This window comes from Leptotrichia rugosa, assembly GCF_041200005.1.
GTDB classification, from domain to species: domain Bacteria; phylum Fusobacteriota; class Fusobacteriia; order Fusobacteriales; family Leptotrichiaceae; genus Leptotrichia; species Leptotrichia rugosa.
In genome coordinates this window covers 868,611-884,348 of sequence record NZ_CP165644.1, presented here as the reverse complement: position 1 = coordinate 884,348, position 15,738 = coordinate 868,611, and the positions used below count along the sequence as shown (strand labels likewise).

Sequence of the window (15,738 nt, the reverse complement as noted above, 5' to 3'; positions counted from 1 at the left end):
TAAATTTTTTCAGCAATGTTATTTTATCAGAAAAATCAAGAAAAAACAAGTATTTTTTTAAGATTTTTCAAAAAATTTGTATATTTTTTACTTATTAATAAAGATAAAACAAATATAAAAGGGAGAATTAATAGGTATAAATAATATAATTTTGTATTCATTTTAATAAAGAAATCTTTTCTAATATAAAAAAAGACACATTTATTTCAGTGCCTTTTTTAAAATAATTCTGAATGTGAACCTAATCGAGATAATGACAAAACTAAAATATCATCATAATATTTATATATCAATAACCAGTCAGGTTCAATATGACATTCTCTAAATCCTTTATAACTGCTAATTAATGCATGATCTTTATATTTTGCATCTAACGATTTTTTTTCAGCTAAAATACCAACAATTTGAAATAATTTATCAATATTTTTTCCTTGTTTTTTAGCTCTTTTCAATTCTTTTCTAAATTGTCCTGTAAATTTAACCTTATACGCCAAGTGCTTCTCTCAACTCCTCTATATTATCGTATCCTTTTACATTCTCATCTCTTGCTATTCTGTCAGCTTCTCTCATTGCTTCCAAAGTTGTTTCATTCGGTTCTTTTTCCAACTTCAACTCAAAAGGAATTCCATTTTCTCTAATCGCAGTTTTTAAAAAGATATTTACAGCAGTTGTCATCGTCAAGCCAAGTTTGTTAAATAATTCGTTTGCTCTTTCCTTTGTTTCCGCATCAATTCTGATACTTATATTTGCATTTGTCATAATATTTCACCTCTTTTTTACTTATTGTATCATTTTAATAATACATTGTAAATAAATTATATTAGAATTTTGATAAAAAAAGACACATTTTTTCAGTACCTTTTATATTTTAAATTTAAAATACTTTAAATTACAATTATAAACAAGAAATTTTCTCTCTGTTCTATCAATATTCTATCCCCAACTCGTGTTTTAGAGCATCTTGCAATATTTGAGAAAAATTTATGTTTTGTTTTTTTGCCATTTCATTCAGCCAGCTCGGTATTGATACATTCTTTCTAACTGTCGTTTTTTTACATTCATTTACATACTTTAACATATCTAATGCAATTAATGTTTTAAAACTCTCTCCTTCCACATAAAAATCTTTTTCATCTTCTGGGATTTCAAGAGAGACATCATTCAATTTACTCGGAGTCGGCAATTTTTTTTTATTTACAAAATCGTCATATAACCAAGTCCCAACATAGTCCTCTGCCATTTCCATCGCTTCCTCCAATGTTTTTCCTTCAGTCGCTCCACAGTCAAAATCTGGAAATACTACAATGTATCCTTCTTCTTTTGTTTTATGAAATATTGCTGGATATACTACCAACATTACTTGTCACACTCCTTTTGTGAGGCACAAGCTAGACTATTTTAATCCAGCCTGTTTTAAAATTTTATGTTCCAAACCTTTCCCAAGTTCTTGTTTATGATCTGGAACAACTGTTAATCTGCCTGTAATCTTATTATAAAATTTCTTATGTGAACCCTTTCCACCTGCAACTTGTACAAAGCCATTTTTTTTAAGAAATTTTATCATTTGCGTAGATGTCATCGGCATTTTATCACCTCAAAATTATTATACTTAAAATTATGTATAAAGTCAATATTTTTTATAAGATTTTTAGATTACCAATTATTTGATAAGTTTATAACACAAAAAAAGACACATTTTTCTAGTGTCTTTTTAAATAATATTTTAATCCACAAACAGCAGATCACTTATCTCGTCTATTTTTGGTATTTCAAATTCTTTTCCTAAAATTGAAAATACTGCCGCCACAGCTTGCAATATTAATATAATTGCGACAATTATAAAAAATAGTGCAGAGCCAATTTTCATTATTATATTTAATGGCAGTGCCACAATTATTATGACATTTAGTGAAAGTGTCTGTTTTGAATATTTTCTGACAAATTCGTTTTCTGGTTCTAAAATTAATACGATTAAAGAAAAAATTAGTCCAACTCCCACGAAAGTGCTTAAATTTGTTAAAAATGCCACAGCATTAGCCCTTAATCCAGCTATTGATCTCTGATTTTTAATATCTAAATCCATTTTTTACCTCCTAAATTTTGTATGATTTTAACATATATTTAAAAAAAAATCAATTTAAACTTATTTCTTTGCCAAAGGATGCGTATTCATGTAAATATCCCGCAGTAGATTTTTATTCACATGAGTATACATCTGTGTTGTCGAAAGGGAACTATGTCCTAAGAGTTCTTGTAAATATTCCATATCTATTCCTTTATTTAAAAGCTCTACTGCAAATGAATGACGAAATACATGCGGAGTTATTTCCTTTTCTATCCCCGCATTTTTTGCATGACCTGAAATTAATCTTCTGAGCGACCGTGTAGTCAGCTTTCTGCCTTTACTATTTACAATTATCGCATCCGGCGTGTAATTTTTATACTGTTTTTGTTTTTCTGCAATATATTTTATCAGCCATTTTTTTGCAGTTTCACTAAAAAAAGTAAACCTTTCCTTGCCGCCTTTTCCAATGACACGGATTTCACGTTCCTCAATATCAACCATATATTCACTTAAATTTATGAGTTCTACCGAGCGAAGACCGCTGGAATAAAGAAGTTCTATGATAAGCCTGTCCCTTAATCCAAGAATTTTACTTGTGTCAATCACATTCCTCAACTTTTGCAGCTCATCTCGATTTATAACATCTGGCAGTTCTTTTTCAAATTTTGGCATATTTATGTAAATAACTTTATTTGTCTTCACTACTTTAATTTCCTGCAAATATTTAAAAAATGTTCTAAGAGCCGATATTTTACGATTTATGCTTCTTTTAGAAACTGGCTTAATCTCTTTTTTTCTACCCAAAACATCTTTTTTGTCAGATTTATTTTTTTTTCTTTCTGGAGAATTTAAAAACATGATAAATGACCTAAAAGTCATCATTTCAATTTGCTCAAAATCATAAATTTTTTCATATTCAAAAAGATATTCCGCAAACTGAAGCAAATCCCTTTTATAACTTCTAATCGTATTATAACTTTTACCCATCAGCACTTCCTCATAATACAAAAATTTATCGACATAGGAAAGAAGAGCTTCGCTTTTCTGCTGCTTTAAAATGTTATCTTTTTTCTCATTTTCCATTTTTTAATTCTCCTTTTTGAAAATTTCTCAAAATTTTTAATGATAAATTAAATATTATTTTTTTGTAATTGACTTTTTCGCAGTTTTCGCTTTTGTTTTTCTAGTTGCAGTTTTCTTTTTAGTTGTCGCTTTTTTTGCTGTTTTAGCTGCTGATTTTGTCTTATCTTTTGTTTCAGTTTTTTTGTCAGAAGCAACCGTTATTTTCCCAGTTTTTATATTTTTAATTGTCTTGCAATCTGGATAACCTGTACAAGCTAGAAATTTTCCAAATCGTCCATTTTTTATTTCAAACGGTTTTCCACAATTTGGACAAACTCCGGCTTCTTTTACAATCTTCTCATTTTCTTCTAAAATTCTAGTCATTTCTTCGTTAATTTGCAAAATATCATCAACTTCAACTATTGCTCCCTTTTTAAACTTTTGTTTCAATTCTGGTGGCAACGACATTCTTTTTTCATCTTTTTCATAATTTTCACTTTCCAAATACTCCCCAAATCGCCCACTTTTCAATAAATAACGGCTCCCATCTTCCGTAAAAAAATCTGTCAAAATTCCTTTTTTTGTACTCTGAATTTTTTCGACTTCCTCTTTTACAAAAATTTGCCCATTTTCTAGCTGCTCTTGTGGAATAACGACTTTTTTTAATGAAACTGTTTCTTTTTCATTACTCTCGCTTACCAGATATTTTCCATAAAGCCCTGTTTTTAAAACCATAGGAGCTCCCTTGCTATCCAGCACATCCGAAACAATTCGTTTACTTTTTATCTTTTCAATTTCAATTTCAAATTTTTTAATATCTTTTTCCAGCGAATCATAAAAATCTGACAGAAGCTGCACCCATTCAACTAGACCTTCTTCAACTTTGTCGAGGTCTTTCTCCATATTTGCTGTGAATTTTACATTTATTATATTTCTAAAGTTTTTAACTAATTCATCTTTTACTTCATAACCCAAATAAGTTGGGAAAAATCGCTTGTCAACAACTTCAACGTATTCCCTTGCCTTTAGTGTTTCAACTATCGTAGCATAAGTCGACGGTCTTCCAATCCCTTCAGATTCTAATTTTTTTACAAGAGTCGCTTCCGAAAATCTTGTCGGTGCTTTCGTTATTCCTTCCTCAATATTTAATTTTTCAATCGGATAAATATCATTTTCTTTTAATTCTGGAAAATCCCCTGTTTTTATTTCATCCTCGTCTTTAAAAATTTTGTAATAGCCGTCAAAAACTACTTTATTAATCGTCCCACGGAATTTGTAGTCGCCATTTACCGCATTAATTTGCATCTGCTCATATTTCATTGCCGCAAACTGTGAAACCAAAAATCTGTCCCAAATTAATTTGTATAATTTATACTGCTCATTTGTCAAATTGTCTTTTATCGAATCTGGCGTAAGCTCGATGTAGGACGGTCTAATTCCTTCGTGTGCATCTTGAACATTTGATTTTGAATTTCGTGTCACATATTTTCCAACATATTTTTCGCCGTAATTTTGAGTTATGTAATCTTTTGCCATATTTATCGCATCATTTGAAATCCTTGTCGAATCTGTTCTCATGTATGTGATAAGCCCTTTATTTTCGCCATCTATTGACAATCCTTCATAGAGCTGCTGCGCAATTATCATAGTTTTAGTTGCGCCGTAACCCAAATATGATGAAGCCAGTTGTTGCAATGTGCTTGTTTTAAAGACAAGTGGCGGTCTTTGAGACTTTTTCTTAACTTCGATTTTGTCAAGCGTAAGTTTGCCATTTTTCAAATCTTTTTTCAATTTTTTTATTATTTTTTCATCAAAAATTTTGTCAACTTTTTCATCGGCAATCTTTATTAAATTAAGATTTATATTTTTTTGAATAGATGCACTGACTTCCCAGTATTTTTGCGGCACAAATGCTTTTATTTCATCTTCCAGGTCACAAATTAATTTTAGCGCAACTGATTGAACTCTTCCAGCACTCGCATTTCTGCTTATGATTTTCCACAAAAGCGGACTTATTTTGTATCCGACTATTCTATCTAGCAGTCTTCTTGCCTGTTGCGAATGGACAAGATTTTTATTTATTACTCTTGGATTTTTTATCGCATTGGTTACGGCATTTTTTGTAATTTCGTTAAATTCTATTCTTTTAATTTTGTCTGGCTGATTTATGTAATTTGCGATATGCCAAGCTATTGCTTCTCCCTCCCTGTCCTGATCGGACGCAAGATACACAACACTTGCCTTTTTTGATTTTTCCTTTAAATTTTTTAAAATTTCACCTTTACCTTTTATAACCTTGTATTGCGGTTCAAAATTGTTTTCTATGTCAATTCCCAATTTTGTTTTCGGCAAATCAATCACATGTCCATAAGATGCTGTAACTTCATAGCCTCTTCCTAGTATTTTTTCAATAGTTTTCGCCTTTGATGGCGACTCCACAATTACTAATTTTTTTGCCAACTTTCTTTCTCCTGTTTTAAATAATTCTTATATATTTTGAGCCATTCGTTTCGGTAATCAAACCTTTTATTTCTAAACTCATTATTATTGAAAATAATTTTATTTTATCCACTTTTTCATTCGTTTTATTAATTATTTCTTCAAAGCTTGTCTCTTCCGTTATCGCTTCAAACACGATTTTCTCTTCTGAACTTAATTTTTTTAGTTTGCTTTTCTCTTTTTTTATGTCCCACAAAAACTCTTTTGCTATATCCTCAGCACTAGCCACAAGTTTAGCTTTGTTATCTCTTATTAAATTATTACAGCCCTCAAACGACGGATAATTGATGCACCCTGGTATTGCAAAAATTTCCCTGTCCATAGAAAATCCAAGTTCTGCTGTTATGAGCGAACCTCCAGATTTAAAACTTTCAGCAATTAAAATTCCGTCTGACATTCCAGCTATGATTCTGTTTCTTCTAGGAAAAGTCCACCTTGTTGGCTGAGTTCCCAGCGGATATTCACTCACAATAGTTCCAATTTCACTAATTTTTTGCCACAAATCTCGATTTTCATAAGGATAGACAACATCTATTCCGCTTCCCACGACAGCTATGACTTCCATTTCACATTCAATAGCCTTTTTTTGTGCAATCGAGTCAATTCCTTCTGCAAGTCCGCTTATTATCGTGACATCGTAACTCGACAGTTCCTTTACTATCTTTTCACATGCACTTTTCCCAAAACTCGTAAATTTTCTCGTTCCAACAACAGCAATATTTCGTTTATTATCCACAAAGATTTTGTCCTTGTCTATTTTTATTCTGTCATATTCTTTTATTTTTTTTCCTTTTAAATATAAAAATACGGGAAAATCTTTTATCTCTTTCAGTCTCTTGGGATATTCCACATCGTTTACGCTCACTATCCTCACTTTATTACGCCTATAGAGCGCAAGTCTTTCTTCCAAATTAATTTTTTGCGCCTCTTCCAGCTTTCTTTTCAAATCATCGCTAAATAATTTGAAATTTTCTTCTGAAAATAATTCTTCATAATTCTGAAAAACTGCCATTATTTTTTTTATATGAGAATTTTTCATTCCAATTTCCTTAAGTCTAATCCATTCCATAAAAATCCCCCCTTTTTTGAATGTTTTAGTTTAACTGTTTGTCGCTAGAACTTCATTTAAATATTTTATTTCTTTTTGAACTTGTTCTGTTGAGTTAAGATCTTCATATTCGTTTAAATATTTCAGAGCTTTTGCAAAATCTCCTTTACTTTTATAAGCGATGGCAATTCCCAAAAGTGCTTCAGGCTGTGCTTCACCTTGAGAAAGTATTCTGTTATAATACTCAACAGACTGGTCAAAATTTCCCATAAGCCGTGATCCGATTGCGACGACATACAACAGAGAAATATCAGGTTCTCCTTCTTTTAACGCCAAATTTACAGCTTTTTCATAAAGTCCGTCTTTAAAATACAATTGTGCCATTCTAAATGTTGCAGATTTTCCTTTTTTTAGCGTGGCATTTTCGTAATTTCCATACGAGCTGTATTTTTCTTCAGATGAGACATCTTCGCTTTGTGTAACAGGCATCGTCCCAGTATCAACATTTTGCTTGCCCGTTTCCTTCTTCACGTCAACCCGTTTTTTCGGTTTCGCTTTAGGAGCCGCTGCTGGCTGCTCTTCTTGCGGTGGCGCTGAAGGTTCTTCCAAAGTGCTCTCTTCAATTGCTGTCGATGTTTGAGAATTTTCAACTTCCGCTATGACAATTGTTGTGCTAAGCAGCAAAATTCCAACTAATCCGTATATTATTTTTTTCATTTTTTCACCTTTTTCTCTGGTAAATTTTAGAACTCGAGATTTTTATTAGTTCTAGGAAACGGTATCACATCCCTAATATTTGTCATTCCTGTTATATACATAAGCATTCTGTCAAATCCTAGCCCAAATCCTGAATGCGGTACACTTCCATATTTTCTAAGATCCAAATACCACCAGTAGTCTTTTTCTTTTAGTCCCATTTCATTTATTTTGTCTAAAAGAATATTGTAGTCATCTTCCCTTTGACTTCCTCCAACAATTTCCCCAATTCCAGGAGCAAGTAAATCAACTGCTCTGACTGTTTTTCCATCTTTGTTAAGCTTCATGTAAAACGCTTTTATATCCTTTGGGTAATCAGTTACAAATACAGGCTTTTTAAAGTGTTTTTCCGCTAAATATCTTTCGTGCTCAGTCTGCAAGTCAATTCCCCATTCCACTTCATACTCAAATTTTTCTTTTGAATTTTTCAAAATTTCAATCGCTTCCGTATAAGTAATTCTATTGAATTTATTGTTTACTAGAGTATCAAGCCGCTCAAATAGACCTTTATCCACCCATTTGTTAAAAAATTCCATCTCTTCAGCCGCATTTTCTCTCACGTAATTTACAATATATTTAATCATTTCTTCAATGATGTCCATATTTACTTCCAAATCTGCAAATGCGATTTCAGGTTCCATCATCCAAAATTCTGCAGCGTGTTTAGGAGTATTTGAACGCTCCGCCCTAAATGTTGGTCCAAAAGTGTAAGTATTTTTAAACGCTGTCGCAAATGTTTCCACATTTAACTGCCCGCTTACAGTCAGATTGGCTTCTTTTCCGAAAAAATCCTGTCTGTAGTCAACTTCCCCACTATCAGTTTTAGGAATATTGTTGATATCCATCGTCGTAAGTCTAAACATTTCTCCTGCACCTTCCGCATCACTTCCAGTAATAATTGGAGTTTGAACGTAGACAAAGTTCTTTTCCTGAAAAAATTTGTGAATTGCATAAGACAAAATTGAACGCACTCTAAAAGTCGCAAAAAAAGCATTTGTTCTTGGTCTCAAGTGTGCTATTGTTCTCAAAAACTCAAAGCTGTGTCTTTTATTTTGAAGCGGATAATCTGAATTAGCTTTCTGATAAACCGAAATTTGGGTTGCCTTAATTTCATAATCCTGCCCTGCTCCTTGGGATTTTACAACAACTCCAGTAACTTTGACAGACGACGAAATCGTAAGTTTTGAAATTTCTGCAAAATTTTCCAGCTCTTCTCCAAACACGATTTGAATTCCATTAAAAAAAGTTCCATCATTCAATTCAATAAATCCAAAATTTTTCTGACTTCTAATTTTCTTAACCCATCCATTCAATGTAACTTCCTGCTCCAAATATTTTGAAGTATTTTTTTGTAATTCTCTCAATTCTAATAACATTTTCTCTCCTTTTAACTTTTATTTATATATTATATCACAATTTAATCTTTTTTAAATAAACTTATTTTAAAATCGTGATTTTTTAATTTCATAGTAAAATTATACTTTACTTTGTTCGTAAAATCAAGGTTTTTTTATTAATAAATAACAAAAATAGTGAAACATAAAAGTCTCACTATTTTTTTATTCATGCTAAATTGTAAAAAAGTTTTCTTCAATTAGTAAATCAATCTGAATCCAAGTCCACCTCTTACATTTTCTCCCTTAGTGTCATATCCAGCATTTACTGTTACTCCGAATCTTGTGTTGTCAATTCCAATGTTAAGGTCAAACTTACCGCTTCCTTTTCTGTCTTCTTTTTCATTCTTCAAGTTATACCAGTCTGCTGTTGTATATCTTACCTTGGCTTTATTTAATTCGTTTACTTTTCCTAGCTCATCTGTATAGGCTGCTGTAAGTCCTACTGACAAGTTTGTTTTTAGCGCCATTGGCTGTACATACTTAAATTCCACTCCAACTTCCGGTTTTACTGAAATATAGTCGTTTCCGTCAACTGTCAATCTGATTTCTCCGTCATCCTCTTTTATGTCCGTAAATCTTCCATATTCCACTTTCAATGCTCCGTATGGTCTTAAATGTGTTCTTTCTGATGTTCTTATGTCGTATCCCAAGTCAGTCTTCAATGCGGCTCCGTATGAATAGTAATCAGATTTTGCATTGAATGTGTCGTCAACTATCCAGAATCTACGTTTCATCTCATTTCTTCCTGCAAACACATCTCCTGCTATTGTCCATTGAAGTGCGCCGTTGTGATCCTTAGCCGGTGACATTGTCTTGAACACTCCTGCTTTTACCATTGTCTGGTTCTCTCTTGAGCCACCTAAATCTTTAAATTTATAGTGGTTGTTTACCGCACCTGCATACCATCCTTGGCTGTGACCCATTCTCACATCTTCCTTTTCATGGACGTAAGCTACTCCGTAGGCGTTGCTTTCGTTATCTATCACTCCTGCTGTATCTGTGTTGTATTCGTTTCTCATTCCAAATACTTTTATCTTGTTGCTGTCTTTCGATGGATTTCTCCATTGATCCTGAAGATAACTGAACTCCTTGTCAAGAAGGCTTCCTGTTTCATTTATTCTCTGCTGTGTATTTGAATATTGGTAACCCTTCATTTCATTTACCGCCTGTGCAAATATGTGAGTTTCACCTTTTCCTATGTCATTCAATTTATTAAACAGAAGTTTTTCTCTGGCTCCCCTGTCGCCGTATGTGTCAGCTCCATATCTTTGTTCCAGTCCATCCAGGAAGTTCTTCGTATCTGGATCTTTTGCACTTGCAAAGTCTGTATATGGAACTTTTACCAAGTAGATTCTGTCTATTCCGCTTCCTGCCAAGTTTCTTACTGGCTGTGCAAGCCAAGTCAAGCTTGATGAATTTACATTAAGTGTTCCTGTTATTCCTGTCAACGCATCGTTATATGGTTTTAATATGTTGTCCCCTATTTCAATCGCTTTGGCATTTGAATATTGAGTAGCTTCTACTCCCACTATCAAGTTTATATCTGTCAATCCTGACAAATAATGCAATCCTTGAATTGGGTGAGTGAAGTTAATTCCTGATGTATCTACATACATTGCTAGGCTTGTGATTTCTCCAGTCTGCCCTTTTTGTGAGAAGTCTTTCAAGTTAAATGTTCTAAATGGATCATTCAATAGCGTACTGTCTCCTGCTCTCACTTCCACCAATGTCGCATTAGGTGTTGCAGCATTTGTGTCAACATTTTCTATTGCTACTGGTTCAAGTGTTCCATCTGGCTTTCTTACCATTACTGACTGTGGATTTGCCTTTGGCGGAGTCTTGATTACTACGCTTCCTTCAGGTTTTTCATCTGTAGCTGAGGCCAAATATATTGGTCTGTCTGAGTTGTTGTGTCCTGTCACTCCTCTTGCAGAATCTTCATCTTCCGCATAAGGCATGCTTACGCTTCCTGTTCCATCTGAGTAAACTCCCATTGTATCTGGTCCTGTTATTTCGATGTTACCATAGTTCTTAAGGATACCTCCGTTGGTTAATACCACACCTTTCATTTTAGATCCTGTCGCCACTGTCTTTATTGTTCCGTAGTTTATTCCTGTCGCTCCCTGGTCGATGTACATTCCTACTGTGTTAGCTCCGCTCAGGTTGATTATTCCGCTTGTTTCATTTATCGCTTTTGAACCTGCTCCTACCGCATACATTCCTATACTGTTTGGAGTCGTTACATTGATTACCCCTCTGTTTACTACTGTTCCTCTATTTGAAACCGCTCCTGTTGCTTCATCAAAATATCCTGTTGCCATCCCGATTCCAAATTCTTTTGTCATCGTATTAGACGGTCCTACATTAATTGTTCCTGTATTCGTAATTGTTCCACCTGTCGAGTAAAGACCTATATTTCCTACCCCTGAACCTAGGTTAAGAGTTCCGTTGTTTACCGCATCCTGCAATGAGTAGATTGCATATCCGTTACTTCCTGTAGTATTTACAGTACTGTTATTAGTTATCAAGCTTCCTGCCTGAATTGGTGAAGCTGAGTAGATATACACTGACTTATCTCCAACTGTAGCTGTAGTTCCCGCTCCTGTTGTCAAGTTTACAGGTCTGTTTGTGATTAAGCTGTATCCAAATGACTGGTTGTTTCCAACATTCATATTTACATTTCCTGTAATATTTATTGCAGGAGATGGTGAATTCTTGTCATCTTGAGCATACACCCCTACCGCATTGTCATTACCGACATTGATTGTTCCACCAGTTAATGCTATATTTGGACCTGTTGAGTAAATACCTAGTCCGTTATCTCCAACATTGACTGTTCCGCCAGTCATATTTACGTTTCTTCCATAAATACCGTATGAATTTTTACCAACATTGATTGTTCCTGATGTTGTTATTGGTGTATTTATATCTTGTGTATATATACCTATAGATTCCGAACCTACTGGAGCTGGAGTGGTTACTGCTACATTAATTGTTCCTGCATTATTTAATATAGACGAATTTTCTCCAAACATTCCTGATGATTTTGAATTTTCTACATTAATTGTTCCAGTTGCAGCATTTGTTAATGTACCGTTATTTGCTGCCATAGCAATCGCATTATCTCCACCGTGCATTGTTATAGTTTTATTATTTGTAGCCGTTGTTTGCGCAACAGTTCTTTGGTATGCACCTGTTCCTAAACTATTATTTTTAATGTAAATTCCTAATGAGCCAGAAGAAGTTGCGGCATCATTCACATTCATTTCAATATTTCCATTATTTACTACATTTACTATTCCTGTTGTATCTGTCAAAGGATTATTTGCAAATGGCTCAGCATTTGTTACTGGATTTCCAGAATCATCCAGTCTATAAGATAATCCTAGAATACCAATTGATTTTTTACCATCAACTTTTATATTACCATTAGCTTGGTTATTTACAGCTGTACTATTTGTTGCATAGATACCTACAGCATTATCATTAGCTGCATTTGGTGTAGCTCCTGTTCCTTGTTCTACATTTATATTTCCATCATTATTTATAAATCCATAGTTAGCATATAGTCCAACTGCTCCTGCTCCTGCATCTGTTCTGTCTGATTCGATTGTTACCCCATTTGATACGTTTATTCCTGTTGTAGAAATTTTAGTTGATTTACTACTTGCACTAATTGCAAGACCAACTGGCATATTTAAAGACGAATCTATTTCAGATAATTGTTTTGTATTCAAATTAGCACTTACATTTGCTTGTGCATTTAGTCTTGAATTTTGGAATAATACTCTTCTACTAAAGATATAATCATCAGATGTAGATGTTGAATTTGATTTATCTATCACACTATCTATATTTACGTCAACATCATCAAGAACAGTATATTTAAATCCGTTATAAGTTGTACTACCTTCAGTATAATTTATCGGATTAGTTGGTAAAAAACTAGTCAGTGCAGTTCCATTTACTTTTGAACCACTAGTATTATAAGTAGTCACACCTTTTAAATTCATTACTATTACATCATTTGAAAAAGCATTAATCGTTGCATTTCCTAAATTTATTGGTGAACCTCCTGTAACAGGTAATGAATAACCTGTCGCATTTCCTCTTAAAGTCAATGTTCCATTTGTAAAGTTTATATTTCCTCCATCTTTAGAGAAAAATGCATAACCTGGTCCATTATATTCTACTTTGCTGTCTGTTAAATCTATAGTTGATGAACCATCTATTGAAACTATTGCAGCTCCAGCATTTGATACTTTGATATTATTTTTCTGAGCATCTATTGTTGCTTTATTGGAATACAATCCAAATCCTGTATAAGTACCTTTTTGATCTGTAAATTCAGTTCCTGTTATTTCAATATTTGGTGTTGCAGGTGCAGCGGTTCCAGATCTAGTAATTGTTACTTTACTTCCTCCAATTGCATAAACCGCACCTGAATTTTTTTTGTTTACAGTATTTGCGTCACTTTCTACAGTTGCACCAGAAACATTTAATTCATCTGCTTTTACTTTTGCACCATTACTTGCATATATTAATACAGAGTTTTTTGTTCCTGTAGCATTAACTTTATTAACTTCTACATCAGTAGCACTTGAATTTTTTGTTGCTGCTATTGCCAAATTTCCTATTCCGTTATTAACATCTACGACTCCAGTAGATTTTACACTTCCTCCAGCACTTCCTATATAAATTCCAACATTATTTTTAGATGTATTTCCACCCTCTAATGTAATAGAACCTCCTCCTAAATCCAAAGCGACATTTGCATTAGGCATAACTCCAACATTATTTTCTGTCTTATCATAAATTTTTATTTGGTGACTAGTTAAAGTCATTGGGGAACTTGATAAAATTCCAAATGAATTTCTGATATAATCAGGATTATTTTTAGCATTTGCTGCATCATCTGTTGCATTTACAGAATAATTTGTAATAAGATCTCCATTTGTTTCTCCTCCAGTAGCAGTAGTTATTTTTGAAGTTTTATTTGTTGTAAAACTTTGATTTCCTACTCCATTTGCTCCTATATTTACAGCAAAATTTCCTTCAGTAGTAGTTTGTGTTTGATTTTGAAAATATCCAACACTGTTATCTCCATAAATTGTTATTGGCTTAAAAGAACCTGTAAAAGTATTATTTGCACTATTGAAGGTAAAATCTGAACTTACAAATTGTAAATCTATACTTTTCTTAAAATTTTTAACAAAATATGTTCCTACACTTCCTTGACCATATACATTAATATTACCTCTATTAATTACACTCATAGCTCTATCACCATCAGCATCTAAAAAATATGCTGAAGCGGATGTCCACAAATCTATATTTCCTGTACTTCCATTATAAACAATTGCATGATGTCCATTAGGGTTAGCTGCATTACTAGTTATATTAAATGAACCCATAAAACCATCAGATAAACTGAAAACAGCATTAGAAGTTTCAGAATAACCATTATTATCATGATAAGGTTGAATTTTTATATCTCCTATGTTAGCAGCAACCGATTTCGAATTTTTATTCCCATTATGATCATAATTATTTGTAACAACATTATTTTTACCCTCCATAACAATTCTACCACTATTCATCCAAAAAAATAATGCAGATGTTTTTGAAGTGGTTGTTGTATTTCTAGTATTTTGTAAAGTCGTAGCATTAACATTATTTACTACATCATTATATGCATCTAAAACAGCAGTTTTATTTGAACCTGATGACACTGTAGAATCCCAATTGGGATCTGTTGTTCCTGAAGTTAATCCTGTTATTGCACCTCCTGCTGTAACATGACTATGATGATCCAAGTGCACAAACTCTCTTATAACTGATGTACTTCCACTAGTAAAATTATTAACATTTGTTAATAAATTATTTGTATTTGTTAATCCCATCGCATATCCAGAACCATCCCCAACTAATTTTTGAAATCCTAAAAAGCTAGTTGTTGTTCCATCGTCATCTACATTATTCCAAGAAGTTGTAGTAATACTTCCTGCAGGTGTCCCCCAAGGAGATGTTCCACTATATTTCTTAAAACTATATTTCATAGTTCCATCAGACTGTCTTACTATATTAAAATTTCCTCCACTAGAAATAACAGATTCTATTGCTCCATTTGAATTAGTTTTTTCAAAAGCAATTGTTCGTCCACCATTTCCATTTGATACACCTGTTAGAGAAAAATTAAATGAACCAGGTGTTGGTAAAACTGGTGCAGATGGTTCCACAGGATCGTTTACAGTTCTCGGTTTAAATTGTGGAAGATTACTAATATCCACATTAAGTGCCAAATTAGCATTCTTAGCCAACGGTGTAATAGGTTTTAGTGCCGCTGCTATTGGTATTGCCGCATTAGGCTCAATTGGGAATGTTATATCAGTCGAACCACCATAACTTAGCTGTCCTCTTCTTTGGTATTGATATTTATCCATTCCTGTGCTTCTTGTATATTTAACGTCTTTTACTTTATCTCCACGTCCTTTATATTCACCATTCCAGTTGTTATTAACATAATTCATTCCATATTGCCAAGAGCTCCAAGGTGATTTAACTACGTGATCTCCCTGTTCCATTAATTGAATTAATTCAAGATTTGTCGTTCTTAACAGCTTGTTATTTTCCTGTCTTGCCCGCTTAAAATCCTTCTGTAGTTGTAATATGGATGTATTTATTGCATGTTCCTGTGTTTTTATTTCATCCTCTGCTGAATAAAGATTAATTGCAAATCCAGTAATTCCCAACATTCCTGTCAACAGGAAAGTGATAAGCGCTGAGTCTGTATATTTAAAATCTTTAACTCTTTTTGCAAAAGCTTTCAGTTCTTTTTTTAAATTTCTTAAATTATCAGTCATAAACTTTAACCTCTCTTCAAATTTTTTTAAAAAACTAAGAAATGCGGA

The 15,738-nt window shown here is 33.0% G+C and carries 11 protein-coding genes; all 11 read right to left on the bottom strand.

All coding sequences use genetic code 11. From position 1 onward, the window contains the following. Positions 1–218 precede the first annotated feature (218 nt). The 11 genes from AB8B22_RS04370 to AB8B22_RS04320 all read right to left on the bottom strand — a co-directional run bounded on the left by AB8B22_RS04370 (position 219) and on the right by AB8B22_RS04320 (position 15,690). Positions 219–494: a type II toxin-antitoxin system YafQ family toxin gene (locus tag AB8B22_RS04370; RefSeq protein WP_369711797.1), complete on the bottom strand. Its 276-nt coding sequence runs from the start codon at positions 492–494 to the stop codon at positions 219–221. Further along, complete coding sequence (locus AB8B22_RS04365; RefSeq protein ID WP_369711796.1) at positions 484–759, bottom strand: type II toxin-antitoxin system RelB/DinJ family antitoxin; 276 nt, start codon at positions 757–759, stop codon at positions 484–486. The genes AB8B22_RS04370 and AB8B22_RS04365 overlap by 11 nt, the downstream gene beginning before the upstream one ends. A 166-nt stretch (positions 760–925) precedes the next feature. Further along, on the bottom strand, positions 926–1,357 hold the full coding sequence (locus tag AB8B22_RS04360) for a type II toxin-antitoxin system HicB family antitoxin (protein WP_369711795.1): 432 nt from the start codon (positions 1,355–1,357) through the stop codon (positions 926–928). Between the two features lie 36 nt (positions 1,358–1,393). Further along, entirely contained in the window at positions 1,394–1,579 is a 186-nt protein-coding gene (locus tag AB8B22_RS04355) for a type II toxin-antitoxin system HicA family toxin (protein WP_237048633.1), read from the bottom strand. Positions 1,580–1,723: 144 nt separating this feature from the next. Next, positions 1,724–2,083, bottom strand: coding sequence for a DUF4870 domain-containing protein (locus tag AB8B22_RS04350; protein WP_369711794.1), 360 nt, complete (start codon positions 2,081–2,083; stop codon positions 1,724–1,726). A gap of 60 nt (positions 2,084–2,143) precedes the next feature. After that, positions 2,144–3,148 carry a tyrosine-type recombinase/integrase gene (locus AB8B22_RS04345; protein ID WP_314079438.1) on the bottom strand — a complete coding sequence of 335 codons (1,005 nt, stop codon included), beginning with the start codon at positions 3,146–3,148 and terminating at the stop codon, positions 2,144–2,146. A 54-nt stretch (positions 3,149–3,202) separates the two neighbouring features. After that, complete coding sequence (topA, locus tag AB8B22_RS04340; protein ID WP_369711793.1) at positions 3,203–5,587, bottom strand: type I DNA topoisomerase; 2,385 nt, start codon at positions 5,585–5,587, stop codon at positions 3,203–3,205. Between the two features lie 16 nt (positions 5,588–5,603). Then, a complete protein-coding gene (gene dprA / locus AB8B22_RS04335; RefSeq protein WP_369711792.1) occupies positions 5,604–6,695 on the bottom strand; it encodes a DNA-processing protein DprA in 1,092 nt (363 codons plus the stop codon). A 30-nt stretch (positions 6,696–6,725) separates the two neighbouring features. Next, positions 6,726–7,391 carry a tetratricopeptide repeat protein gene (locus AB8B22_RS04330; protein ID WP_314079432.1) on the bottom strand — a complete coding sequence of 222 codons (666 nt, stop codon included), beginning with the start codon at positions 7,389–7,391 and terminating at the stop codon, positions 6,726–6,728. A gap of 26 nt (positions 7,392–7,417) precedes the next feature. Then, on the bottom strand, positions 7,418–8,806 hold the full coding sequence (gene asnS / locus AB8B22_RS04325; protein WP_369711791.1) for an asparagine--tRNA ligase: 1,389 nt from the start codon (positions 8,804–8,806) through the stop codon (positions 7,418–7,420). 218 nt (positions 8,807–9,024) lie between these two features. Further along, complete coding sequence (locus tag AB8B22_RS04320) at positions 9,025–15,690, bottom strand: autotransporter-associated N-terminal domain-containing protein (RefSeq protein WP_369711790.1); 6,666 nt, start codon at positions 15,688–15,690, stop codon at positions 9,025–9,027. Positions 15,691–15,738: the final 48 nt, after the last annotated feature.